The organism is Azospirillum baldaniorum (assembly GCF_003119195.2).
Lineage (GTDB): Bacteria > Pseudomonadota > Alphaproteobacteria > Azospirillales > Azospirillaceae > Azospirillum > Azospirillum baldaniorum.
Genome location: NZ_CP022260.1, coordinates 369,820 through 395,748, shown reverse-complemented (window position 1 = coordinate 395,748; position 25,929 = coordinate 369,820). Strand labels below are relative to the sequence as shown.

Genomic DNA, 25,929 nt, shown 5'->3' with positions numbered 1-25,929 from the left:
CCGTCAGAACCCGGTTTCGCGGATCAGCACGGCCAGCGCGGTGCGCCAGAAGCGGTCGGCCAGACTGCGCGCCTCGCCGTCCACGCGGGCCACGCCGCGCATCTGGTGGGCGGGGCCCGCCTGAGTCCGGTCCAGCGGCGCCAGGGTCACCCGGTAGACGGCCTCCACCGGCTTCAGGTTTGAGCGCGCCGCCTCGGCGTTCGTGCGTCCCATCGACGGGCCGGTCTGGCTCTCAACCGCGATCGGACCGCCGTGGATCGAGGCCAGGGCGGGAACATCCAACCCTTTCACACTCACCCGATCCACCGCCGCCACCCGCGCCGCCATGCGGGGGCGCAGCGGGTCGTCGGCGTGGAACACCGCATCGGCCCCCACCGTGACGCGGGTGAGGTCGTTCTCGGCCACATAGCCGACCAGTTCCCCGCCGCCGTCGGCCACGATCTGACCCAGCGCCAGCGATGGTCCCACCCAGCGGCCGGGGCGCAGCGCGTCGGCGATGTCCACCACCGTTCCGGCGATGGGCGCGCGGATTTCCAGACGCGCCAGACCGTCCAGCAGACCCTGGCGGTCGGCCAAGCCGGCGGCCAGATCCTCCTCCATCACGCGCACCCGGTCCAGCCCGTCGCGGGCGGCCAGCATGCGGTCGATGCGGTCCTGGGCCAGCGCGATGCGCAGTTCCGACTGCTGCAGCTTGCTGGTCAGTTCCGGCGCCTCCAGGCGGAACAGCAGGTCGCCCGCCGCCACGCGCTGGCCGGGCTGGACCAGCACCTCCGCGATGCGCGACGGCACCGGGGCGAACAGGGTCGAGAAGCCCTCCGCCCGCCACACCGATGGTACGGCGATGGTGCCGGTGACCGGGACAAAGGCCAGCCAGACCAGAGCGGTAAGGACGCCCAAAGTCATCAGGAGGTTCCGGTTGGGCCGCAGGCTGCCCCGCCGCTCCCACCATTCCATCACCTCGTTGACCAAGGGGCGCAGGATGAACCAGCCGACTTCCACCGCGAACAGCACGATTCCCAGCACCTTGATGAAGACGTGATAGACCAGCACCGCGATGCCGATGAACAGCACCAGCCGGTAGACCCAGGTGGCAAAGGCGTAGGCCAGCATCACCCGGTGCATCCACGGATCGAACCGCTCCGGCACCTCGTCGCCCAGCCCGAACAGCCATTCCCTCAGCCGCCAGCGGGCCAGCGCGAAGGCGCGGTCCTGCAGGTTCGGCACGTCCAGCGCGTCGGCCAGCAGGTAGTAGCCGTCGAAGCGCATGAAGGGACTGAGGTTGATCGTCAGGGTCGTCACCCAGCTCACCGTCGCCACGAAGAAGGCGGCGCTGCGCAACGGCCCGTCGGGCAGGAAGCTCCAGGCCAGCGTGGCGAAGGCGGCCAGCGCCAGCTCGGTCAGCATGCCCGCCGCGGCGATGTGCAGCCGGGCGCGGCGCGAGACGAGCCGCCACGCGTCGCTGGTGTCGGTGTAGAGCACCGGCCACATCACCAGGAAGGCCGCCCCCATGGTCGGCACCCGGCAGCCGAAGCGTTTCGCGGTGTAGGCGTGCCCCAACTCGTGCAGGGTCTTCGTCACCAGCAGGGTCAGGCCGTAAAGCGCCATGCCCTCCAGCGTGAAGAAGTGCAGGAAGGTGTGGGCAAAGCTGTCCCACTGGCGCATCGCCAGGATGAGGCCCAGAATTCCCGCACCGATCACCGTCCACAACCAGGCGCGGCTGTAGAAGGGCGCGACGTAGCGCACCGTGGCGTTCAGGAAGGCGTCGGGGCGGACCAGCGGGATGCGGAAGAACAGGTAGTTGTGCAGCAGCCACATCCACCAGGAGGTGCGCCGCGCCGCCGTCTGCTTCGCCAGGAAATCGACGTCGGCGCCCTGGGTCAGGTTGCTGCCGGCCAGGAATTTGTAGAGGCCGACCACATCCTCCGCCTCCGGCTGCAGGACCGTTTCCGCGGCCACCGCGGCGGCGATGGCGCGGGGCGACCCGTGATGCCAGCGGGCGATGACCTCGAAGGCGCCATGGCCAATGCGGAAATAGCGGTTGCGCACCGGATCGTGGATCGTCCAGCAGGGCGAGCCGTCCACGGCCGGTGGGGCCGGCAGCAGCTGAAGCTCCTCGCGCAGCGGCGGCAGCCGCACGCTGTCCAGCGGATCCACCGGCGTGACCACCGCCGGCCCCGTCGTCATGCCGATGGCGGCGGCGCCCATGGCTCAGAGCCCCACGGTCTGGCGCAGCGCCGCCAGCGGACGGCGGAACAGGTAGAAGGCCAGCGGCACCCGCTCGCCCTGGATCTTGGCGGTGCCACGCAGCCCGATGCGCGGGGTCGGCTGGTCCGGCGCCAGATCGGCGCGGACGCGGTAGGCCAGGACACCGCCGGGGGTGAGTCCCGGTTCATAGCTGGCGTGGGACACCGTCGCGCGCAGCGGACGCAGAGGATCGACGTTCAGATAGAGGCTGACCTCGGCCCCCTCCTGAAGCACGATCGCGTCGTTGACCGGGACATGCACATCGACCTCGGCAACCTGCGGATCGGCCAGGGTCAGGATGCGCTCGCCGACCGCCACCGGTTTGCCCAGCCAGTCGTTGGCGTCGGTGAAGACGGCGATGCCCGTCCGCTCCGCCTTCACGGTGACGCGGTCCATCAGGTCGCGGGCGAAGTCCATTTCCGCCCGGCGCAGCTCCACCTGAGTCTTCAGCTGGGCGATGCGGGCCTTGCTTTGCGGATCGGTGAAAGCCCCCTGGGAGGCGGTCAGCAACTCCGCCTCCGCCGAAGCCAGCGCCTTGCGCGCGACTTCCAGACGACTCTTCAGAACCGTTGCTTCGAACGTGAACAGAGGCTGACCGGAGGTCACCGGCTCGTTCGGCTGGACGTGGAAGCGTTCGATGACGCCCTCCAGCGGCGCGCTGACGATCAGCGGGTCGCGCGGCGCTACCTCCGCCGGAGCCAGCGTCGATTGCGGAACCGGGATGGCCAGAACCGCCCCCAGGATCGCCACCACCGCCAGCGCCCAAATTCCTTTGCGCGCCCGCACTCCGGAACGGCGCCCGGCCCGAGTCAACGCCCACCAGGCGTGCCCATAGCCGCCGGAAAGCTGCCCGAGCAGCACCTTTTCCCCTTCCGTCCAAGCATCGTCGCGGGCGAGCCACAACACCGCCGTCAAGGTGCCGTCCGGACCCGGCAGAGGCACCCACAGCGCCTGCGCCGGTCCCCACTGCCCCCAGTCGCGGGCCAGCGCGGGCGGCACCTCCGTGGGGGCGATGCCGTGCAGGTTGCGCGCCTCCGCTCCCGCGGCGATGGCCGAAGCCGCGGCCTCCAGCCAGCGGGTGAAGGGGGCATCGCGCTCTGGAACGGCGACGTTGGACACGGCCTCAAGCCGCGCCTTGCCCGACGGCGCGACGGCCAGGAAGACCGCCTGCTGGTAGGCGATCATCCGCCGCGTCTGGTTGACCATGAGGAAGCGCAGCGCTTCCGGATTCTGGGCCTGCCGGGCCTCCTGCTGCAAGTTCAGGAGGAGCAGGAGGCTGTTCAGCGGGTTGGCCGCTTCCATCCGGACGGATGTGACGTCATCGGGCACCTTTGGCCTCCTCCGCCGGGTTGAAGCGGGCGGTTCCGCTCATGCCTGCGACCAGATTCGGGGCACTGCCCTGCTTGTCCGCCAGCAGCTTGCCCGTAACCTTCAACGACTGGCTGACCGGGTCGACGCGGGCGCCGATCAGAGTGACCTCGCCGTCCAGAGCCTCACCCGTCTCGTCGATGCGCAGCTCGAACCGCTGTCCGGGCTTCAGCCAGATCAGCCAGGAGGACGGGACGATCAGTTCGACGCGCAGATCGCGGTCGGACAGCACTTCGAGCAGGGCCGTGCCGGCGGGCACCGACTCATGCTCGCGGATCCGCTGCTCCACCACCTTGCCGTCGAAGGGCGCCTTCACGTCGCAGCGGCGGACCTCGATCTCCGCCTTGCGCAGATCGGCGCGGGCGGCCTCGGCCTTGACCTCGGCCATCTCGACCTCGGCCCCGCCGATGGATTTCAGCTGCTCCAGGCGGCGGCTCTGCCGCACCGTGACGTCGGCGGCGCGCAGGTTGGCGCGGGCCGCGTCGACCGCCGCCTGATAATGGCTGCAGTCGAAGGCGATGAGCGTCTGCCCCGCCTTGAAGGACTGGCCCGCCTCCACGGTGATCCGCCCGATGCGCCCGGCGATCTCGCTGGAAAGGACGGCGTGCTGCCGCGCCTCGATCAACGCGCGGACCCCACCTTCGGGGGCCGGTGCCGGATCCGCGGCGGCAAGCGGCAGGGGAAGCAGCGCGATAGACAGCGCGGCGAGGAAGCGTGAGGGGCGAAAGCGGCACATCATGGCAGAGATTTTCTGCACCCTTTGCTCCGGAAGCGCAACGATCCAGGATCGGCAAGCAGTCCTGTACGCTTATTTGTTTCAGCACCAGTGCACCGGCACAGCCGCAAGGGGGCGGCGCCGGTGCGCCACCCCGTCGGCATCAACGCGCGGAGGCACGCCCCATCGGGGCCAGCGCGCTCAACGGCACCGAATAGACCTTCGCCGGCTCTGACCGGGATGACGGGCTGTAGGACACTGTCATCGGCGCGGACATGGAGGCGGCCTGCGGCAGTTCGGCCACCGTCACGCGTTCCGGCACCGCAGCCTTGCGCTCCGCCGGCTCGTCGTTGCGAGCAGCGAGCGGGGCGGCCTTCGGTTCGGTCTGCGGCTCGGCGGCCTTCTCAACCGGAGCCTTCTCTGCCGGAGCCTTCTCTGCCGGAGCCTTTTCGGAGGTCGTGGCGGCGGGAACCAGCAGATCCTGGAGCCGTGCCGTACCGCCGGCCTTCTGCTGCCAAGCGCCCAACCCGTCGGACACGGCCTGACGCAGCGTCGTCAGATCCTGGGACGGGACGGCCTCCGGCATCGGATCGACGCCCGCCGACACCATGACGCGGGCGTAGGCGTTCTGCAGGTCGGCGTAGACGAGATCGCGCCGCAGATCGGAGACGAGTTCCGACACCTCGGCCTGGATGACGCTCATGTCGCCCTGCTGGCCGACCGTGCTGCTGTTGACATACTGCTGGCGGATGCGGCGGTCGATCGACGCCTGGTCGGCGTTGAGCGAGAACTCCTGCGACAGCTCGCGGAACTGAACCATCGCCACCCGCACCTGGCTCAGCACCGCCACGCTCAGCGCCTGACGGCGGAAGGCGACCAGTTCCTCCTGCGCCTTGGAGAAGGCGTGGGTGTCCGGGGCCGAGGCCAGGGACAGGATGTTCCACGACACCCGCGCCCCGTAATCGGCCCAGCGCTGGTTCAGCAGGAAGCTGTTGCTGTCGTAATGCAGGCCGGCGTTCAGGTCGATGCCCGGCAGCAGCTTCAGCAGGGCGCGGTGCGTCTCGTCGGCGGTGATGCGGGCGTTGTAGGACTCCTCCAGCAACTCCGGACGGTTGAGGAGCGCGTAGGTTTCCAGGGATTCGACCGACGCTGTGATCGCCGGCACGTCCTTGCCGGTGACGTCCGGCGGCATCTGAAGGGTGAAGTTCTCGCCCGGCGGCAGGCCCATCAGCGCGCCGAGCTGCGACTTGGAGGCCACCAGCTCGCGCCGCAGGGTCTGGAGCTGGCGCAGCGTGTCGACCAGCGCGCGCTGGTAGGACAGGGTCTGCAACGGAGCCTGGACGCGCTGGGCCTCCAGGTCGTTCGCGTTCTTGCGCGCCGCCTCGATGCGCTTCTCCAGCGGCTCGATCCGCTTCAGCAACCGCTCCGCGGCGACGGCGCGCCAGTAGGAGGTGCGCACGTCTTGGAGGATGCCCTGGACGACGCGGCGGCGGCGCTCGTCGGCGATCAGGACGAGGTTGGAGTTCTGGCGGGCGCGCAGGTAGCTGACGCCGAAATCGAGAATGTTCCAGGTGAAGCCCAGGTCGGCGGTCCGGCGATACCGGTCCGTGGCGGTGGTGCTTTCGCCGGTGCGGCGGCCGGTGGCGAGATTGAGGCTTTCCGACCCGGATTCGTTGTTGCGCCCGGTGTAGCCGGCCCCCGCCACGAGACGCGGCAGCATGTCGAACCGCGACAGGTCGAGCTGCTGGTTGGCGACCGCCATCTCCATCAGCTTCACGCGTTCGTCGAGGTTGTACTTGATGGCCCGCGCCATCGCCTCGTGCATCGACACCGGGCCGGCGATCGGCTCCTGCGGCGCCATGATAACCGACATGTCCTCGCGCAGACGGGACACATTCTCATCATCGGTCAGAGGCTTCGGGCTGATCGAACATCCGCTGGCGAGCAGCGCGGCGGCGGCCAGGGCGAAGGACGCGCGGACCGTGTGGCCCCGCGGCCGGAGGGAGGAAGCGAACCGGGTCATTCTCGTCGGCAATCCATTTGAAAAGAAAAGCTTAGGCGGGGATGAAGGCGGTGGGAGGGGCGGGCGGCGCTAAGCCGCCCGACTTCCCGGCGGGACATGCGAGGTGAGTGCGGCGAGCAGTGCCGCGGTCTGGGCGTCGGCGGCGCCATGGATTTGAGCCACCTGGCGGGAGAAGGTCGGCCGGGCCGGCGATGCCCCGTCGAGGTCGGCGCGCGGGCCGGGGGCCTGCCCCGGGCCGTCCGGAGCGGCCGGAGCGTTGCTCGGATCGCCACCCGCCGGCGCGTCTCCGGCCGGCGGCTGCCCCTGCCCCGGGGACCGGCCCTGCGCTCCCCCCTGGCCAGCCGGCCGGTTGGTCGGTGCGTTCTCGATCGTCGAACCGGGCCCCGTCGCGCCGCCGGGCCGGTTGCCCGGTGCGCCACCAAGCCCGCCGCCGGCGGTGCCGGCGCCTCCAGGGGCCGTGCCTCCCGGCGTGCCACCGGACGCCGTGCCGGGCGCGCCGACCGGGCCGCTAACGCCACCATTCAGGCCGCCATTGCCCGCTCCGGCGCCTGTCGTCGGTCCACCGGTGGCCTGCCCACCCGTCGCCGGTCCGCCCATCGCTGGTCCTCCGGCGCCGAGGCCAGCGCCTGGACCGCCACCGATACCAATACCGGCTCCGGCACCTGCGGCACCCAACCCGGCGCCGATTCCGCCCGAAGCGGAGCCGCCCAAGCCGGAACCGCCGCCGACCCCGCCACCGAGACCACCCCCACCAAGGCCGCCGTTGCCCAGACCGTTGCCGCCGCTGACGACGCCGCTCAACCCGGAGCCACTGGACCCGCCGGTACCGCCGCCCAGAACCCCGCTCGACGAGCTGGCCGTGCCGCCGCCGGACGGCACGCCGCCCATGGCGGAGATCGTGATCGAGCGCCCGGCGTCGCTGCTGGTCGAGTTGCCGATGTTGCCGATGGTGATCGAGCGCCCGGCATCCGTGCTGCTGTTCCCGTTGCCCGCGCCGCTCCCGTTGCCGATCGACGAGCTGGTGATGACACGACCCGCGTCGCTGCTCGTTTGCAGGCCGGGCAAGGTCGGCGCTGTGCCCAGCGTCGGCCCGGTCGTCTGCGTTGTCCCGATCCCGGTGGCCGTCGCGACCGCCGAGTTGGACGAGGACGCCACCGTCGTCGTGTTCCCTGTGGAGGCCGCCGCCATCACGGCCGGCGGCGGGGGCGGCGGAGCCACCGAGTAGGTGGTCGTGCCGGCGTTGCCGGTGTTGCCCACGGCATCGCTCGCCTTTGCCGCGATCACATAGCTGCCGACGCTCAGGTCAGCGGCCAGGGCCAATTGCCAAGCGCCGGACGCACTGGCGCGCGCCGTGCCGACGGTTTGCCCATTGATCGTCACGGTGACCAGACTGTTCGCCTCGGCGGTGCCCTGCACGACCGGCGTGTTGCCGGCGGTGGTGTTCAGCGTCACCGTCGGGGCGAGCGGCGGCGTGGTGTCGATGGTCAGGGTGGTAACCGCCGACAGGCTGCTGACGTTGCCGGCCCTGTCGGTGGCCTGCACCTGGACGCTGTGGGTGCCGTCGGCCAGCGCCGCCGTGAACTGGAAGGTCCAGGCGCCGTTGGCGTCGGCGACCGCCGTTCCGGCGACCTTGCCATCGACCAGCACATTCACCGTGCTGCCGGCCTCCGTCGTCCCGGCGAGGGACGGCATGGCGATCCCGGAGATCCGCTCGCCTCCCGCCGCACCGGCGACGGTGGCGCTGGTCACCGACGGTGCCGGCGCCACCGGCACCGCGGTGTCGATCACCACGGCCAACGCGTCGGACGGATCGCTGACGATGCCGAACCGGTTGGTGGCCGTGGTCGTGATGCTGTGCGTCCCGTCGGTCAGCGCCGTCTGGAGGCGATGGACCCAGAAGCCGTTCTCGTCGGCCACGGTGGTCCCCACCGCCTTGCCGTCCACCAGCACGGTCACGGTGGCGTTCGCCTCCGCGGTGCCGGACAGCGTCGGCCTCGTCACGTTGGTCAGCCGGTCCGTCGCCGACACGCCGGAGTCGGACAAGCCACTCAGCGCCGTTCCCACCGGCTTCGCCGGGATCGGTGTGTCGATGCGCACCTGGCTGGTGTCGCCGACGCCCTTCAGGGTCGTCACCAGCGGTCCCTGGGCCGCGTCCGTCACGATCGAGCCGTTCAGCGCCAGCCCCAGGACCGCGATGCCCTGCGGCGCGCGGTCGCCGACCGGGACGACATAGTCGAACCGCAGCAACGTGCCGGTGCTGCCCGCCGCGTTGTAGACGGCGTTCCGGATCTCGCTTCCAACCGCCAGTTCCAGAACCGGATTGCCGCCGTTGATGATGGACGCTTCGCTGAGCTGCACGAAGAAGCTGACCGTCTCGCCCGGCAGATACGTCCGCGCCGGGGGAGGCGTGACGCTGACCACCGACGGCGGCGTGCGGTCCACCGACACGTTCCGGGTCGCCTGGGTGGGATTGCCCGCCGCGTCGGTGAGGCTGGCGGTGACGGTGTAGCTGGTGCCGTCGGTCAGTTCCAGCAGGTCGGTGGAGGGGACCGTCAGGCTCCAGCGGTTGTTGGTCACCGTCGTGCTGTAGGTCTTGCCGTTCAGCGTCACCGTGATCGTCTGGCCGTCCTCGACACCGTTGGTGACGCCCGACACCGTCTGTCCCACCGCGCTGTCCGCGGCGTTCAGCACGTTGTCGCCCGCCACCGTGGCGATGGCGAGGGTCGGCGGGGTGCGGTCGACCGAGACGCCGCGCGTCGCCTGGACCGCCGCGTTGCCCGCCACATCCGTCAGGTCGGCCGTGATGGTATAATGGCCCCCATCCGTCAGCCCCTGCAGATCGGCGGGGGGAATGGACAGGCTCCAGGCGTTGTTGGTCACCGTCGCGCTGTAGGTCTTGCCGTTCAGCGTCACCGTGACCGTCTGGCCGTCCTCGACCCCCGTGGTGGTTCCGGCCACCGTCTGGGCCACGGCGCTTTCCGCCGCGTTCAGCACATTGTCGCCCGTCACCGTGGTGATCGCGACCGTTGGCGCCGTGCGGTCGAAGGTGACGGTCCGGACAGCGGAGTCGGCGCTCTCCATACCGGCGATGACCTGACGGACGGTGAAGTCGACCGCACCGGTGAGGCTGGACACATCCACGTCGGCGAAGCTGTAGGCGCCCGACGCGTCGGCCGTGGTCGTCGCCACGAGTGAGCCGTTGGCGTAGAGCCGCACCGTCGTGTTGGCGTTGGCGTTGGCGCCGCTGCCGTTGAAGGTGACGCTGCTCGCCTTGGTGATGTTGTCCGTGTTGCTGTTGCCTGTGTCCGACGCGGGCGCGAGGGACACGGCACTCCCCAGGACAGCCGGGGTGATCGAGAGGCTGGCGGTGTCCGTTGCCGCGGAGAAGGCGGAAATCCCGCCGCCGCCCGCGGTCGCCACCTTGGTCCCCGCGGTGCCGCTGGTCTGATCCCAGGCACGGAAGGTGATCGCGGCGCTGAGGATGCCGGCGTTGGCCCCCGTCGGCTGGTAGTAGAGCCGGTCCGTGGTGCGCAGCAGCAGCGCGTTTCCGCTGTCGTTCACCGTGCCGACCGCGGTCCAGCTGGTGCCGCCGTCGGTGCTGTAGTACCAGGTGCCCCCTTCCGAGGTGTCGACGCCGACCAGCGCGATGCCGGTGACGGCGCCGCTGTCCACGTCGGACACGTTGGTGCCGAGCGCCACCAGGGACGAGACGGCAGCGCCGACGGCACCGCTGGGCGCACCCGCGGCCTGGGCGACGCTGGGCAGGGTGAGGGCGGCGTCGGTCAGCACCGGAGCGTCATTGACCGCGGTCACGGCGATGTCCGCCGTCGCGCTGGCGGCGCTGAACTGGCCGCCGGCGCCCAGCCCTCCGTTCGCGGTGGTGTCATTGCCGACCGTCGTGCCAGCCGTGCCGGAGGTCTGATCCCACGCCTTGAAGGTGATGCCGTTGACGACCGATCCGTTGTAGTCGGCGTTCGGGACGAAGCGCACACGGTCGGTGCCGGCGAGCAACAGGGCCGACGCACTCGAGACCCCGGAGATGGTGGTCCAGGTCCCCGCCCCGGTCTTGTACTGCCATGTGCCGTTGCTGCTGTCGATCGCGGTGATCGCAATGCCCAGCGCGTTGCCGTCAACATCGGTGGCCGTGCCGGCAGAGGCCAGGATGGTCGCCACGGTGTCGCCGTTGTTGCCTGTGGCGTCTTCGTTGATGGCGGTCAGGCTGCGCGCGTCCGTGCTCAGCACCGGCGCGCTGTTGAGGATCGCCGTGTAGGTCGAGGTGGCCGTCTGCGTGCCGCCCTTGCCGTCGTCGGCGGTCACCACGACGCGCAGGTACTTGTGCGCGTCCGAGGTGGTCAGCGTGTAGCTGGAGCCCGTCGCCCCGCTGATCGAGGCGGCGTTGGTGCCGTTGGGATCGTCGGCCCGGTACCACTGGTAGGTGAAGCTCCGGCCGTCGCCGTCCGGATCGCTCCAGGTGCCGTTCGTCGTGCTGAGAGCGTTGCCCACCGTCGCCGTGCCGCTCACGCTAGGCACCGCGCTGTTCACCGGCGCGCTGTTGAGGATCGCCGTGTAGCCCGAGGTGGCCGTCTGCGTGCCGCCCTTGCCGTCGTCGGCGGTCACCACGACGCGCAGGTACTTGTGCGCGTCCGACGTGGTCAGCGTGTAGTTCGAACTCGTCGCCCCGCTGATCGAGGCGGCGTTGGTGCCGTTGGGATCGTCGGCCCGGTACCACTGGTAGGTGAAGCTCCGGCCGTCGCCGTCCGGATCGCTCCAGGTGCCGTTCGTCGTCGACAGCGCGTTGCCCACCGTCGCCGTGCCCGTCACGTTCGGCACCGCGCTGTTCACCGGCGCGCTGTTGAGGATCGCCGTGTAGCCCGAGCTCGCCGTCTGCGTGCCGCCCTTGCCGTCGTTGGCCGTCACCACCACCCGCAGGTACTTATGGGCGTCGGAGGTGGTCAACGTGTAGTTCGAACTCGTCGCTCCGCTGATCGAGGCGCCGTTGGTGCCGTTGCTGTCGTCCGCCCGGTACCATTGGTAGCTGAAGCTCCGGCCGTCGCCGTCCGGATCGCTCCAGGTGCCGTTCGTCGTCGACAGCGCGTTGCCCACCGTCGCCGTGCCCGTCACGTTCGGCACCGCGCTGTTCACCGGCGCGCTGTTGAGGATCGCCGTGTAGCCCGAGCTCGCCGTCTGCGTGCCGCCCTTGCCGTCGTCGGCGGTCACCACGACGCGCAGGTACTTGTGCGCGTCCGAGGTGGTCAGCGTGTAGTTCGAACTCGTCGCCCCGCTGATCGAGGCGGCGTTGGTGCCGTTGGGATCGTCGGCCCGGTACCACTGGTAGGTGAAGCTCCGGCCGTCGCCGTCCGGATCGCTCCAGGTGCCGTTCGTCGTCGACAGCGCGTTGCCCACCGTCGCCGTGCCCGTCACGTTCGGCACCGCGCTGTTCACCGGCGCGCTGTTGAGGATCGCCGTGTAGCCCGAGCTCGCCGTCTGCGTGCCGCCCTTGCCGTCGTTGGCCGTCACCACCACCCGCAGGTACTTATGGGCGTCGGAGGTGGTCAACGTGTAGTTCGAACTCGTCGCTCCGCTGATCGAGGCGCCGTTGGTGCCGTTGCTGTCGTCCGCCCGGTACCATTGGTAGCTGAAGCTCCGGCCGTCGCCGTCCGGATCGCTCCAGGTGCCGTTCGTCGTCGACAGCGCGTTGCCCACCGTCGCCGTGCCCGTCACGTTCGGCACCGCGCTGTTCACCGGCGCGCTGTTGAGGATCGCCGTGTAGCCCGAGCTCGCCGTCTGCGTGCCGCCCTTGCCGTCGTTGGCCGTCACCACCACCCGCAGGTACTTATGGGCGTCGGAGGTGGTCAACGTGTAGTTCGAACTCGTCGCTCCGCTGATCGAGGCGCCGTTGGTGCCGTTGCTGTCGTCCGCCCGGTACCATTGGTAGCTGAAGCTCCGGCCGTCGCCGTCCGGATCGCTCCAGGTGCCGTTCGTCGTCGACAGCGCGTTGCCCACCGTCGCCGTGCCCGTCACGTTCGGCACCGCGCTGTTCACCGGCGCGCTGTTGAGGATCGCCGTGTAGCCCGAGCTCGCCGTCTGCGTGCCGCCCTTGCCGTCGTCGGCGGTCACCACGACGCGCAGGTACTTGTGCGCGTCCGAGGTGGTCAGCGTGTAGTTCGAACTCGTCGCCCCGCTGATCGAGGCGGCGTTGGTGCCGTTGGGATCGTCGGCCCGGTACCACTGGTAGGTGAAGCTCCGGCCGTCGCCGTCCGGATCGCTCCAGGTGCCGTTCGTCGTCGACAGCGCGTTGCCCACCGTCGCCGTGCCCGTCACGTTCGGCACCGCGCTGTTCACCGGCGCGCTGTTGAGGATCGCCGTGTAGCCCGAGCTCGCCGTCTGCGTGCCGCCCTTGCCGTCGTTGGCCGTCACCACCACCCGCAGGTACTTATGGGCGTCGGAGGTGGTCAACGTGTAGTTCGAACTCGTCGCTCCGCTGATCGAGGCGCCGTTGGTGCCGTTGCTGTCGTCCGCCCGGTACCATTGGTAGCTGAAGCTCCGGCCGTCGCCGTCCGGATCGCTCCAGGTGCCGTTCGTCGTCGACAGCGCGTTGCCCACCGTCGCCGTGCCCGTCACGTTCGGCACCGCGCTGTTCACCGGCGCGCTGTTGAGGATCGCCGTGTAGCCCGAGCTCGCCGTCTGCGTACCGCCCTTGCCGTCGTTGGCCGTCACCACCACCCGCAGGTACTTATGGGCGTCGGAGGTGGTCAACGTGTAGTTCGAACTCGTCGCTCCGCTGATCGAGGCGCCGTTGGTGCCGTTGCTGTCGTCCGCCCGGTACCATTGGTAGCTGAAGCTCCGGCCGTCGCCGTCCGGATCGCTCCAGGTGCCGTTCGTCGTCGACAGCGCGTTGCCCACCGTCGCCGTGCCCGTCACGTTCGGCACCGCGCTGTTCACCGGCGCGCTGTTGAGGATCGCCGTGTAGCCCGAGCTCGCCGTCTGCGTGCCGCCCTTGCCGTCGTCGGCGGTCACCACGACGCGCAGGTACTTGTGCGCGTCCGAGGTGGTCAGCGTGTAGTTCGAACTCGTCGCCCCGCTGATCGAGGCGGCGTTGGTGCCGTTGGGATCGTCGGCCCGGTACCACTGGTAGGTGAAGCTCCGGCCGTCGCCGTCCGGATCGCTCCAGGTGCCGTTCGTCGTCGACAGCGCGTTGCCCACCGTCGCCGTGCCCGTCACGTTCGGCACCGCGCTGTTCACCGGCGCGCTGTTGAGGATCGCCGTGTAGCCCGAGCTCGCCGTCTGCGTGCCGCCCTTGCCGTCGTTGGCCGTCACCACCACCCGCAGGTACTTATGGGCGTCGGAGGTGGTCAACGTGTAGTTCGAACTCGTCGCTCCGCTGATCGAGGCGCCGTTGGTGCCGTTGCTGTCGTCCGCCCGGTACCATTGGTAGCTGAAGCTCCGGCCGTCGCCGTCCGGATCGCTCCAGGTGCCGTTCGTCGTCGACAGCGCGTTGCCCACCGTCGCCGTGCCGCTCACGCTGGGCACCGCGCTGTTCACCGGCGCGCTGTTGAGGATCTCGGTGTAGGTGGAATAGGCGGTCGTCGTGTTGGAGTTGCCGTCGTTGGCGATCACCGCCACCCGCAGGTACTTGTGCGCGTCCGACGTGGTCAGCGTGTAGTTGGCGCTCGTCGCCCCGGCGATCGAAGCGGCGTTGGTGCCGTTGGGATCGTCGGCCCGGTACCATTGATAGCTGTAGCTCAGCGGGTCGCCGTCGGGATCGCTCCAGGTCCCCGTCGCCCCGCTCAGCGCGTTGCCAACCGTCGCCGTCCCCGCCACCGTGGGAACCGCACTGTTCACCGGCGCCCCGTTGCCCGCCGCCGCCACCTGCGACGAATAGGTCGAGGTCGCCGTCTGCGTGCCCCCCTTCCCGTCGTTGGCCGTCACCACCACCCGCACATACTTGCTCAGGTCGCCGGCCGCCAGCGTGTAGCTGGAGTTCGTCGCCCCGCTGATCGAGGCGCCGTTGGTCCCGTTGCTGTCGTCCGCCCGGTACCACTGATAGGTGTAGGTCCGGTTGTCGCCGTCCGCGTCGCTCCAGATGCCGTTGGTCGTCGACAGCGCGTTGCCCACCGTCGCCGTGCCGCTCACGCTGGGCACCGCGCTGTTCACCGGCAGGCTGTTGGTGATCTCGGTGTAAGTGGAATAGGCGGTCGTCGTGTTGGAGTTGCCGTCGTTGGCGATCACCGCCACCCGCAGGTACTTGTGCGCGTCCGACGTGGTCAGCGTGTAGTTGGCGCTCGTCGCCCCGGCGATCGAAGCGGCGTTGGTGCCGTTGCTGTCGTCCGCCCGGTACCACTGATAGCTGTAGCTCAGCGGGTCGCCGTCGGGATCGCTCCAGGTCCCCGTCGCCCCGCTCAGCGCGTTGCCAACCGTCGCCGTCCCCGCCACCGTGGGAACCGCACTGTTCACCGGCGCCCCGTTGCCCGCCGCCGCCACCTGCGACGAATAGGTCGAGGTCGCCGTCTGCGTGCCCCCCTTCCCGTCGTTGGCCGTCACCACCACCCGCACATACTTGTTCAGGTCGCCGGCCGCCAGCGTGTAGCTGGAGTTCGTCGCCCCGCTGATCGAGGTGGCGTTGGTCCCGTTGCTGTCGTCGGCCCGGTACCACTGATAGGTGTAGGTCCGGTTGTCGCCGTCCGCGTCGCTCCAGATGCCGTTGGTCGTCGACAGCGCGTTGCCCACCGTCGCCGTGCCGCTCACGCTGGGCACCGCGCTGTTCACCGGCAGGCTGTTGGTGATCTCGGTGTAGGTGGAATAGGCGGTCGTCGTGTTGGAGTTGCCGTCGTTGGCGATCACCGCCACCCGCAGGTACTTGTGCGCGTCCGACGTGGTCAGCGTGTAGTTGGCGCTCGTCGCCCCGGCGATCGAAGCGGCGTTGGTCCCGTTGCTGTCGTCCGCCCGGTACCACTGATAGCTGTAGCTCAGCGGGTCGCCGTCGGGATCGCTCCAGGTCCCCGTCGCCCCGCTCAGCGCGTTGCCAACCGTCGCCGTCCCCGTCACCGTGGGAACCGCACTGTTCACCGGCGCCCCGTTGCCCGCCGCCGCCACCTGCGACGAATAGGTCGAGGTCGCCGTCTGCGTGCCCCCCTTCCCGTCGTTGGCCGTCACCACCACCCGCACATACTTGCTCAGGTCGCCGGCCGCCAGCGTGTAGCTGGAGTTCGTCGCCCCGCTGATCGAGGTGGCGTTGGTCCCGTTGCTGTCGTCGGCCCGGTACCACTGATAGGTGTAGGTCCGGTTGTCGCCGTCCGCGTCGCTCCAGATGCCGTTGGTCGTCGACAGCGCACTGCCCACCGTCGCCGTGCCGCTCACGCTGGGCACCGCGCTGTTCACCGGCAGGCTGTTGGTGATCTCGGTGTAGGTGGAATAGGCGGTCGTCGTGTTGGAGTTGCCGTCGTTGGCGATCACCGCCACCCGCAGGTACTTGTGCGCGTCCGACGTGGTCAGCGTGTAGTTGGCGCTCGTCGCCCCGGCGATCGAAGCGGCGTTGGTCCCGTTGCTGTCGTCCGCCCGGTACCACTGATAGCTGTAGCTCAGCGGGTCGCCGTCGGGATCGCTCCAGGTCCCCGTCGCCCCGCTCAGCGCGTTGCCAACCGTCGCCGTCCCCGTCACCGTGGGAACCGCACTGTTCACCGGCGCCCCGTTGGAGGGGGAGCCCCCCCCAAGGGTGATGGAACTGGTCCGCGCGGTGCTGGTCGTTTCGCCGTCGTTGACGGTGACCGTCGCGGTGCGGGTGCCCGCCGTGGCGCTGCCGGCGGTGTTCTTGTACTGGATGAGTTGGATCACCGCCTGATAGCCCGCCACGCTGGCCGCGCCCCGCAGGGTGATCGTCGACGTGTCGTTGCCGGTGACGCTGATGCCGTAGGTCTTGGCCGTCGCCACGGAGGCCGCCAGCATGCTCAGCACTTCCGCCGCGCCGTCCGACGTGCCGGACAGGGCGATGGTGGCGCCGAGCAGGCGGGTGTCGCTGTCCGTCTGGGTCAGAACGGCGTTGGGAGCGATCAGCACACCGGAGGCGGGGGTGGAGGTGTTGACGGACTCCCCGGTGCCCGCGCCCGCGCCGTTCAGATCGACGGACGGCTCGCCCGCGTTCCAATGCACCTCGTAGGCGCCGAGGTCGAGGGCACCGTCACGGATGCGGTCGATGCCGCGGATGTCGTAGCTACCGCCGTAGCGGTTCGCGTTGCTGCTGTCGCCGGCGTTGATGAAGGTCGTCGCGATCGAGGCCGGACGATAATCGCGCAGGCTCTTAGTGGCGTTGGTGGAGTCGACGAAGGTCGCGTTGCCGGTTATGGCGCCCTGATAATTGTTGCTTTGATTGAAGTTTACGCCGCTAGAGTTGTAAATGATGGCGTTCGGATCGGCAAAACTCGTCCCGGCAAGGTTGCCGGAGTTCCCCGCAATGATCGTGTTGTAAACATTCAGCGTCGCCGCGCCCGCCGGTCCACCGGAATAGACGCCGATGCCCGCCGTCTTGACACTGGCGGCGCCGGCATCATTGTTGATGTAGCTGTTGTTAACAATAGTGACGTTGCGTATGTTTACCGTGAAGGCAGCCGTGTTGCTGTTGTTGTATTGCACAATGGTGGAGCCTGGAAAGAGAACCGAAGCCGAGCCCATGTTCATGACATAGTTGTTGTCCGCAAACAGACTGTTCTCGATCGTCAGCGTTCCGGTCACCTGCGATTTAACGACCGCGAAGCCCGCCGCAGCGCTCACCACAGCGACGTTGTCACGAAAAACCGAGTTCCTGATCGTCAGGGATGTCGTCGTGGCGTACGTGGCGATGGGGTTGTTCAGATTGTCCCTGAAGGTGACGCCATCCACTTCGAGCGACCCGAGTTGCACCGTCAAGGCGCCCTGCACGGCGTTTGCCGAATAAAAGCGCTCCATGATCACATTCTTGACCGTCAGCGTCTTGCCGGACGCATTGAAGACGATGCCCCGGTAGTCCGCCGATGTGGTCGTGCTGTCGCCGTTGTCGCCGGAAATCGTGATGTCGGCGATACCGTCGCCGTTCACGTCGCCGTTGATCGTGAAGTTCTGAGTCGCCGCCGTCAGGATGGTTGTCGTGACGCCCAGGGAAATCTTGCTGGACGTTAGCGCCGAGTCGAACTCGATCACGTCCCCGTCAGCCGCGTTCACGATCGCGTGGTTCAACGATCCCGCCGCCGTTCCGGTCGCCGAGGTGACGACGACGGTTCCCAGCCGACCGCTAAAGGTCTGCATGGACGCGCGTGCGAAGGGAATCGCCGCCTCGATGGCCCCGCTTTGCACCTCCAGCGTCCAGTTCTGGCCGGCGGCGTTGCCGGTCTCGTCGCTGGACACCGCCACGTCGGCCCCGGTGAGCCGATGGATCGTCTGAACGAACTCCTGTCCCGCCTGTCCGGCGCCGACGTTGCAGGCGTAGAAAAGAATGTCGCCGCCGGGCTTCAGCGCGGCGCCGATCGCCTGGAGATCCTGCGCGCGATTCGCCAGCCCGTCCGCCCAATAGGCGCGGCCGGCGATGTAGAGATGGCCTTCGTTGCCGTGGCTGACGATCTGGACGGAATCCAGGCCGGACATCCCGGACAGCGCCTTCGCCATCTGGCCGAGCGCCTCCTGCTGGGAGTCGAGCAGGACGACCTTGGCGTCGGGGGCGATGTCCTTGAGCAGCGTCTGGTAGTCGGACACGCTGGTGTCGACGAACACCACCGACCGGACCGCCCCCTGGATTTCGGCGAGCCGCGCCGTCACCGCCGCAGGTTCGGTGGGTGATGGAGTGGAGGCGGCCGGGGACGACGCCGCGGCGGGAACGGTCGACTCCTTGATGGCCCAATCGACGAGTTTGTCAGCGTCGGCGGCCTTGGCGGCGCCCTTGTCCCCCGGCGCGGGCTGATCGGGTTGATGATGAACCTCGGCAACCGTGACGGCGCCCGCGGCGTCGAACATGAAGCGCGGTTCGAGAGCCATCGCGAACATCGATGAGGACGGCTTGTGCGTCTTGCCGGACCGCCCAGTCACACCGTTGCCGTTCGAACCACGCTTGCGCGCCATCATCCGTCTCCCGCCATACGCGACACCGCCCGACCCTACGTCCAAAGCGGTCACCAAAGAGTGAATAGCTTGCGGAAGAGTACCACCTTTTCGCAGTGGTTGACAGCGCATGCGTCTATAAAGACAGCAAAAGAGGCGCCCGATTTGCGTCGATTCGCATCGTCGAGGAGAGCGGAGCGTCATAATTTGACGCATTTGTTTCTGCGCTGCGCTCTCTATTTCATGAATGAAATGAACTCATATATTGGTATGCTTTTCACGCCTCCATTTTGCCCCTGGCGAGCGCACGACGTGGCAGGATCAAACATTTGCGTGCGAAACACCGCGCACCGATGTCACAGGTTGGGAAAGCCGTGACCGTGCCGGTACCCGCCTCGGAGGAAGTGGAACGCCCGGTCGCGTCCCCGAGAAACCAGCGTCAGGACGCGCCGCCCTGCTGCATCTGGGCCGGCAGAATCTGCGGCGGCAAGTGCTGAATTCCCGGATGACCCGGCGGCAGCCAGATCAGCTCAAGGGACGGCGACGTCTTCGCCAGAAGATCGAAGCCCAACCGGTGATAGAACCAATGAACGCGCGTATCCACCTCGGCCACCGACAAGGTGATCGGGATGCGCATCTGCGCCGCGGTCCCCTGGAAGCTGCGCAGGAGATCGGTGCCGATGCCCTTGCCGCGGGCCAGACGATGGATCTCCACCTCCGACACGCGCCAGTCATAGCGCCCCAGATCCATGACGATCCGCCCCACCGGCTGGCCCGTCTTCTCGACGACGAAATCCAGGTGTTCCGGATACCGGCTCTCCTGCCCCATCCGCCGCGCGCCGTACTGCTGTTCGTAGAGCGTCCGGATGAAGTCGCGGTCGTGATGCGCCTTGGCCAGCCAGGGGCGCGCGTCCATGAACAGGCCCATCAGGAAGTCGTCGTCCGATGGGCGGGGAAACCGCACCGTCAACCCGCCGAGCAGCGGCAGCGACCCATTCAGAACGGCCATCGGCCACACCCCTTCCGGTAGCACAAGCGTGCGCCCTGAATAGCCGAAGATGCGGACCCGACGCAAGAATCGCCGCTGCGAACCATGCATGGCGGCGGGTGCCGTTCGAGTCGTCCACTTCTGCGCGGCTCCGGTGCGGGGCGGCCATAACTGCGGACGACCCGACACCGCCGGCGACCGAGCGGACGCATCGCCCACGATCCGGCTGCGGCCGGGCACATACACAAATATGCAACCACAAGATTGTAATGCAAAGACAACAATCGAAAAAAGTAACTTTTTGTATCGTCTGTTGCTCAGGCACTAGCCGTTCAGGAGAATATACCGGTATGCTTTCTATCACATTCGGCGGAGTGGCGCGTCCTTAGGGGGACGCTGGCCACAGGCCGCCGCAACCGGTTTCATACACAGGAGGTTTCACCATGGAAGTTTACCTCGGTCTGGTCATTCCGTTCGCCGGCGCCTACGCTCCGCAGTTCACCGCCCAGTGTTTGGGCCAGCAGATGCAGGTCAGCCAGAACCAGGCCCTGTTCGCCATCACGGGGGCGATGTACGGCGGAAACGGCACCACCAACTTCAATCTGCCGGATCTGCGCGGCCGCGTCATGGTCGGTTCGGGCACCAGCCCCTACCTGAACAATCAGACGCTCAATCCGGGGAACAACGGCGGCGCCGCAAACAATCTCATCACCGCCCAGAACCTGCCCCTGCACACCCACGCCGCATCCTTCACGCCGTCGGGCAGCAGCACCAACGCGACCGTCACCGCCGCCGCGGCCATCCCCGTGAGCACCAGCGTCGGCTCCAGCGCCACCCCGGCGGGCGGCAACAACTATCTCGGCGCGTTCCAGCTCAACGATCCCGGCATCGGCATCACCATGGACGGCCCCTACAGCTCCGGCACCGCCTCGAGCGGCTCGGCGCTGATCGGTTCGGCCTCCGGCACCGTCACGATGGGCGGGCTGACGGGCACGGTGAGCGTTTCGGCCGGTGGCGGCGTCTCCAGCCCGACGGCGCTGAACAACATGCAGCCTTATCTGGCGCTGACCATGCTGATCGTCACCAGCGGCATCTACCCGATGCGCGACTGATCAAGGCCCCTTTGATCGTCGAACAGCGGATGGACGGATGCGGCGCGTCGGCTTCCTATGCCCGAAACGACAGCCGGATCTTCAGAACTTGAGCCCGGACCTTTGAGATGACCATCGACATCGCCACCCTGTCCCACGAGATGTTCGCCCCGCATCTCGGCCAGACGTTCCGTTTCCTGGCCCCGGAAGACGGGTCCGTGATCACGGACGTCGAGTTGACGAAGCTGACGGCGCGTCCGGAATGCACGCCGCGCTGGGCGAAGCGCACGTCCTTCTCGGCTCTGTTCGAAACTTACGGCCCCAGCCAGCTGTGGAACGGCAATTACCAGATCGACCATCCGACGATGGGACTGATGGGTCCGTTCTACATCGTGCGCGTCATCCCTCGCGCCCACGACCGGGGCTGTTTCGAACTGATCCTGAACTGAGTCCGGCCGCCACGCTCCCTTTCGCGGCATCACCGCACACCGTCCGCCCCAGCGCATCGAATCCACCGGAGATCTCGCCATGGACTTCTACATTGGCACCATCTTTCCATTCGCCGGCAACTTCGCCCCGGTGAACACCCAGCAATGTCTGGGACAGACCGTCAATTCCCAGCAGTACCAAGCCTTGTGGGCGGTCACGGCCGGCGCCTTCGGCGGCACGCCGGGCGCCTCGACGTTCGTCCTGCCCGACCTGCGCGGCCGCGTGATGGTGGGGCCGGGGATCAGCCCCTACACCAGCAGCACGCTCAACCCCGGCAATTCGGGTGGCACGCAGTACACGACGGTCAGCGGCGCCAACCTGCCGGTGCACACCCACAGCGCGGCCTTCCAGGGCGGCAGCGTGGGCGGCAGCGTGCCGTTCAACGCGACGGTCTCGGTCCCGCTGAACCCTGCCGTCGGCAACAGCAACAGCCCGTCCGGCAACCCGGTGGTGCTGGGCGGACAGTTCATCGATCCGAGCACCGACGTGACCCTCAACGGGCCCTACATCCCAGCCTCGAGCCTGCCGACGCCGCCCAGCGGAAGCTCGCTGACCGGCGCGCTCTCCACCCAGGGCACGGTCAGCGGGGGTCCCACGGGCGCCAGCATCGCCGTGAGCGCGGGGGGCGGCGTCGCCGGCCCGACCCCCTTCAACAACCTGCAGCCTTACCAGTCGCTGTTCTTCTTTATCTTCATGCTGGGCTATTTCCCGTCGCGTGATTGACGCGGAGAGCCCCGGTCCCTTCCGGTGGGCCGGGGCCCTTCCCGCGCACGGTGCCCGTCGCTCCTGTGCCGATGCGGTCCAGCAGGTCATCCAGCAGATCGGCGAAGCGCTCCCGCGCGGCGCGCTCCATCAGGCTGTGATCGGCCCCGGCGAGGCGCTCCATCCACAGCCCGCCCATCCGGCGCAGCCGCCCGCCGTCCGTTCCGGCCTGCGCCTCCAGTTCCCCCAGGGTCACGTCCCCCGCGCTGTGCACCATCAGCGTGCGGACGCCACGCTCGGACAGCGCCTGGAAGGCGTGGAGCACGTCGTCCCGCGCGTAGCCCCGCCCCGTCAGCCCGGCGCGCAGCCGCCCGGCCCCGATGCGCAGGCGGCGGGCCGCGCGCTCCGACAGGCCGCGCGCGACGCGCGACGCTTTGCGGTCCTGGCGAAGGATGGCCCGCCACACCGCCGGCTCGGTCAAGCGGGGAAGATAGGCCGCGGTCGGTTTCACCGCGCTGCCGATCGCTTCCTCCTGCGTCACCCCGTCCCCCAGCACGAAACGGCCCGGATTGACCAGCGCCAGCCCGACCACGCGCGGGTCGGCCAGCGCGACGTGCAGCGCCACCGCCGCCCCGGCGCACAGCCCCACGGCCACGGCGGCGCCATGCCCCGCCGCCGCCAGCGCGTCCAACCCGGCCTGCGCGTCCTCCACCATGTCGCGGCAATAGATCAGCCCGTCGCGGCGCCCCGGCTTCGACGCGCTGTCCCCCAACCCGCCCAGGTCCATGCGCAGTGAGGCGATCCCCCGCGCCGCCAACCGGCGGGCCAGCCGCACCGACATGCGCCCGGTGCCGCTGTGTGGCGTGGCGCCGCTGTTCAGCAGCAGCACGGCGGGCGACCCGGTGACCGCGACGGTCGCGGGTTCGCAGAGGATGCCGAACAGACCGGCTCCAGGACCGAAGCGGAGCGGGCGCTCCACGGCGCCGGGAAGCCGCAGACGGGGAAAGGGCGCTTCCACCGTTCGGCCCGGCTTGGCCGGCGCCATGCCCTGCGCCAGCCAGGCCGCCGCCCGCGCGAAGGCCGAGCAGTCGAAGGCCGCGTGCTGCACGCTGGTGATCAGCCGCGCGTGGTCGGGAAAGGACGCCTCCTCGACATCGGCCCCCAGCGCACGGAACCGCTCCGCCAGAGCGGCGGCGCGGCCTTCCGGGCGGTCGAGGATCAGCACCCGCCGGGCCGGGGCTTCCGTCATCCGCGCGAGGTCGAGCGCCCGCAGAGCCTCCGCCGTCTCCGGCGTCAGGCGGAAACCGGCGCTGTCGATCCCCTCCGGCCCCACCGCGGGCGGGGCGTCCGCCGGCCGTTCGGCGAGCAGGGCGACCGCCCGCAACTCCTGCAGGAAGATCCGGCCCGAGGGAAAAGGCGCCAGCAGAACCAGCGCGTCCGCTCCCGCCGCGCGCGCCGCCGCCGCGGCGAGCAGGGCGCCCAGCCGCAAGCCCACCAGAGCCACCTCCTCGACCCCGGTGACCGTGCGCAGATGGGTGACGGCCGCCCGGATGCCGCCGAGCCACGCCTCCAGGCGGGCCGGATCGTCCTCCTCGCCGACGCTGTCTCCTGTCCCGGAATGGTCGAAGCGCAGTACCGGCAAGCCGGCGGCGGCCAAGCTTTCGGCGAAGCGGCGCCACGCCCGGTGGGTGGCCAACGCCTCGCTACCGTAAGGCGCGCACAGCACGACGCCGCGACGCCCACCGGCCGGGTGCAGCCACCCGAAGCAGCCCTCGAACAAAACGGGTGTGGACGGATCGGGCGTCATGCTGCCCCCCGGTAGCGCGTTGGGTCCAGGCCGTTCAATACATGGACGTCACCATCGGGCGCCGCAGCGCCGGGGTGGCGCGCGATCAGCCTGACCCGGCGCTCCACCCCTGGCGGGAGATGAAACCATTCCTCCTCCCCCCGGAACCCGTCGTCTTCGATGTGGACGGAGCGGGCGAGGCGCCGGCTGGACAGCACCAGATGCCAACCCTCCGCCGTCCGCTCCACGCGGGCGTCCAGCCCCACGTCCGAGCGCTCCATCCGCCCGCCCTGCGGGAAATAAAAGGCCTCCGCCACCGCAGCGCCGGAGCGCGCATCGGAGAGCGCCGCCACCACCGCGTCGTGGGTGGGCGGGCCGAAACGGTAGGCACCGGTCAGATCGACGAAACGGTCGGACAGAGCCGCCGCCGGCATGACCTGGGCGCTGCGCGGCGGCAGGGTGACCGTCCGCTCGGCACGCAGCACCGGCACCTCGCCCCGCCGCAGGGCGGTCAGGGTCAGCGCCGCCACCACCGGATCCGCCGTCTCGTTCAGCAGATGGATCGCCAGCCCGTTCACCCCCTCGTCGGTCAACAGGACCTGCACCGGCCGGAAGGCGCGGTGCAGAGCGTGCCACGCCGCCTTCGGCACGCCCGCGGCATCGACCACGCCCCAGCCGGCCCCCGGCCAGACGTCCTGGAACATCCAGACCAGCCCACCCGCGCAGGAAGAGTCCACCCGACGCCACTCCGCGAAGACCGCCTCCATGACCTCCGCCGTCACGGCGCGCGACAGCCGCGCGTAGCGGTCGGGGTCCTCGTAGCGCAGGACCATGGGATCGCCGCCGTACAGCGTCCGCAGGTAATGGTCCCGCACATCCTCGAAATCCCACGGGGCGCCGGGGTCCCGCGGCACGCGCGCCTTCCAGCGCGGGTCATGGACCGCCGGCACGCCGGGCAGCGCCCCGGCGGCCGGCATGTTGGCGAAGGCGAGGCATTCGGAGGCGAAACGGACATTCGCCCGGCGCGCGTCCTCCAGCGGGCGGAGATAGGCCCCGACGCCGTAATAATGGGTCACCCCCACGTCGGCGGCGAAGGGCAGCGGCCCGCCGGTCGGGGAGTTGGCGACATAGGGCACGTCGGGCCTCCCCCGCTCCGCCTCGTCCCGCAGGACGCTGTCGAACAGCGGTTGGCTCCAGCGCTCGCGCGGCAGGCCGAGCATGGCCGCCTGCTGCTCCGTCTCGCTGCCGCCGCACAGCACGGCCAACGACGGCGAGGCCTGGACACGGTCGAGGAACTGTGCCGCTTCCCGTCGGGCGCCGTCGAGGAACGGCTCGTCGGCCGGATAGTCGAAATTGGCGAACATGAAGTCCTGCCAGACGAGGATCCCCATCTCATCGCACAGGTCGAAAAAGGCATCGGCCTCGTAGGCGGCGATGCCCGGTACCCGCAGCATGGTCATGCCGGCCTGCCGCGCCAGTTCCAGCCAGGGGGCGTAGGCGTCGCGCGTCCCCGGCAGGGCGACGATGTCCGGACTGCTCCAGCAGGCACCGCGGCAGAAGATGCGCTCCCCGTTGATGCGCAGGGAGAAGCCGTCGCCGGGCTCGCGCTCGATGCGGCGGAAGCCGGTGCGCCCGAGATCGATGCGCTCGTCGCCGATCGCCGCGCGCACGGTGTGGAGCGCCGGGTTGCCGTGGCTGTGCGGCCACCATGGTTCGATTTCCGGCAGGCGGAGGTCGCCGCGCAGTTCCCCCGGCGCGGTCCAGCGGAGCGGAGCCCGCGCCTCCCCCACCTCAAGCCAGCCCGGCGGGGGAGCGGACCCGTTCCAGGCCGCCGCCAGCGTCAGGGACAGGCGGCCGTCCCGCCCCTCCAGCGTGGCGCGCAGGTCCGCCGAGCGGACGCGCAGCGGACCGTCCTCCGTGATCAGTTCCACCGGGCGCCAGGGGCCGACCGCCGGCACGGGCGGGCACCATCCGGGCATGTGCCCCAGCAGCGTGGTCCTCACCGCGCGCAGCCCCGCCGGCTTGGCCAGCCGGACCGGCCAGCGGCCCCGCCCCTTCCGCGCCTTCAGCACCGGGTTCAGGGCGCGGAAGACGATGCGCAGCGCGTGCGTCCCGCGCAGCGTGACGGGCACGTCGTGGCGCTGGAACATGCTGTCGCTGGCCAGGATGCGCTTGCCATCCAGCCAGACCTCCGCGACGGTGGCGAGGCCATGGAAGCGCAGGGTGCAAGGCCCGTCACCGGTCAGCGTCACCCGGTACCAGACATCGCGGTCGTGGAGGGGAAGCGGTTCGCCCAGCCGGTAGAGCCCCGCCGCGCGCAGAGCCTGGGCGACGGTGCCGGGCACCGGGGCGGGCAGCCAATCCCCCGCGGGCGTTCCGCCCGGCTCGGTCACGCACAGCTCCCACCCTGCGGACAGGGGCGTCACGCTGCGGCCGGTCACGGCGTGAAGGCGCGCCATCGTC

Annotated in this window: 11 protein-coding genes; 3 read left to right on the top strand and 8 right to left on the bottom strand. The window is 69.4% G+C overall.

From position 1 onward, the window contains the following. Positions 1-3: 3 nt before the first annotated feature. The 6 genes from Sp245p_RS28350 to Sp245p_RS28325 all read right to left on the bottom strand — a co-directional run bounded on the left by Sp245p_RS28350 (position 4) and on the right by Sp245p_RS28325 (position 19,419). A complete protein-coding gene (locus tag Sp245p_RS28350) occupies positions 4-2,205 on the bottom strand; it encodes a site-2 protease family protein (RefSeq protein ID WP_014242291.1) in 2,202 nt (733 codons plus the stop codon). Positions 2,206-2,208: 3 nt separating this feature from the next. Next, on the bottom strand, positions 2,209-3,573 hold the full coding sequence (locus tag Sp245p_RS28345) for an efflux RND transporter periplasmic adaptor subunit (protein WP_244439499.1): 1,365 nt from the start codon (positions 3,571-3,573) through the stop codon (positions 2,209-2,211). After that, positions 3,563-4,351, bottom strand: coding sequence for an efflux RND transporter periplasmic adaptor subunit (locus Sp245p_RS28340; RefSeq protein ID WP_244439498.1), 789 nt, complete (start codon positions 4,349-4,351; stop codon positions 3,563-3,565). The genes Sp245p_RS28345 and Sp245p_RS28340 overlap by 11 nt, the downstream gene beginning before the upstream one ends. A gap of 139 nt (positions 4,352-4,490) precedes the next feature. Beyond that, positions 4,491-6,350, bottom strand: a complete 1,860-nt coding sequence (locus tag Sp245p_RS28335; RefSeq protein ID WP_014242288.1) for a TolC family protein — start codon at positions 6,348-6,350, stop codon at positions 4,491-4,493. Between the two features lie 69 nt (positions 6,351-6,419). Then, positions 6,420-18,347 (bottom strand): DUF4347 domain-containing protein, encoded by an 11,928-nt coding sequence (locus tag Sp245p_RS28330; protein WP_281291757.1) that lies wholly within the window; start codon positions 18,345-18,347, stop codon positions 6,420-6,422. A gap of 502 nt (positions 18,348-18,849) precedes the next feature. Then, on the bottom strand, positions 18,850-19,419 hold the full coding sequence (locus Sp245p_RS28325) for a GNAT family N-acetyltransferase (protein WP_014242284.1): 570 nt from the start codon (positions 19,417-19,419) through the stop codon (positions 18,850-18,852). Positions 19,420-19,841: 422 nt separating this feature from the next. Between Sp245p_RS28325 and Sp245p_RS28320 the strand changes: the two genes are divergently transcribed. The 3 genes from Sp245p_RS28320 to Sp245p_RS28310 all read left to right on the top strand — a co-directional run bounded on the left by Sp245p_RS28320 (position 19,842) and on the right by Sp245p_RS28310 (position 21,701). Then, positions 19,842-20,510 carry a phage tail protein gene (locus Sp245p_RS28320; protein ID WP_014242283.1) on the top strand — a complete coding sequence of 223 codons (669 nt, stop codon included), beginning with the start codon at positions 19,842-19,844 and terminating at the stop codon, positions 20,508-20,510. A gap of 107 nt (positions 20,511-20,617) precedes the next feature. Further along, complete coding sequence (locus Sp245p_RS28315; RefSeq protein WP_014242282.1) at positions 20,618-20,938, top strand: DUF6916 family protein; 321 nt, start codon at positions 20,618-20,620, stop codon at positions 20,936-20,938. A 79-nt stretch (positions 20,939-21,017) separates the two neighbouring features. Then, the gene (locus Sp245p_RS28310; RefSeq protein WP_014242281.1) at positions 21,018-21,701 is read left to right on the top strand and encodes a phage tail protein; all 684 of its coding nucleotides are present in this window, start codon (positions 21,018-21,020) and stop codon (positions 21,699-21,701) included. Here the strand turns inward: Sp245p_RS28310 and Sp245p_RS28305 are convergent. After that, positions 21,670-23,487, bottom strand: coding sequence for a serine aminopeptidase domain-containing protein (locus tag Sp245p_RS28305; RefSeq protein ID WP_109139116.1), 1,818 nt, complete (start codon positions 23,485-23,487; stop codon positions 21,670-21,672). The genes Sp245p_RS28310 and Sp245p_RS28305 overlap by 32 nt on opposite strands. Next, positions 23,484-25,925: a glycoside hydrolase family 2 protein gene (locus tag Sp245p_RS28300; protein ID WP_165360011.1), complete on the bottom strand. Its 2,442-nt coding sequence runs from the start codon at positions 25,923-25,925 to the stop codon at positions 23,484-23,486. The genes Sp245p_RS28305 and Sp245p_RS28300 overlap by 4 nt, the downstream gene beginning before the upstream one ends. Positions 25,926-25,929: the final 4 nt, after the last annotated feature.

Coding starts and splice junctions, on each gene's coding strand:
- Sp245p_RS28315 (WP_014242282.1), top strand. CDS start 20,618: ATGACCATCGACATCGCCACCCTGTCCCACGAGATGTTCGCCCCGCAT.
- Sp245p_RS28300 (WP_165360011.1), bottom strand. CDS start 25,925: ATGGCGCGCCTTCACGCCGTGACCGGCCGCAGCGTGACGCCCCTGTCC.
- Sp245p_RS28340 (WP_244439498.1), bottom strand. CDS start 4,351: ATGATGTGCCGCTTTCGCCCCTCACGCTTCCTCGCCGCGCTGTCTATC.
- Sp245p_RS28335 (WP_014242288.1), bottom strand. CDS start 6,350: ATGACCCGGTTCGCTTCCTCCCTCCGGCCGCGGGGCCACACGGTCCGC.
- Sp245p_RS28320 (WP_014242283.1), top strand. CDS start 19,842: ATGGAAGTTTACCTCGGTCTGGTCATTCCGTTCGCCGGCGCCTACGCT.
- Sp245p_RS28330 (WP_281291757.1), bottom strand. CDS start 18,347: ATGGCTCTCGAACCGCGCTTCATGTTCGACGCCGCGGGCGCCGTCACG.
- Sp245p_RS28350 (WP_014242291.1), bottom strand. CDS start 2,205: ATGGGCGCCGCCGCCATCGGCATGACGACGGGGCCGGCGGTGGTCACG.
- Sp245p_RS28310 (WP_014242281.1), top strand. CDS start 21,018: ATGGACTTCTACATTGGCACCATCTTTCCATTCGCCGGCAACTTCGCC.
- Sp245p_RS28305 (WP_109139116.1), bottom strand. CDS start 23,487: ATGACGCCCGATCCGTCCACACCCGTTTTGTTCGAGGGCTGCTTCGGG.
- Sp245p_RS28325 (WP_014242284.1), bottom strand. CDS start 19,419: ATGGCCGTTCTGAATGGGTCGCTGCCGCTGCTCGGCGGGTTGACGGTG.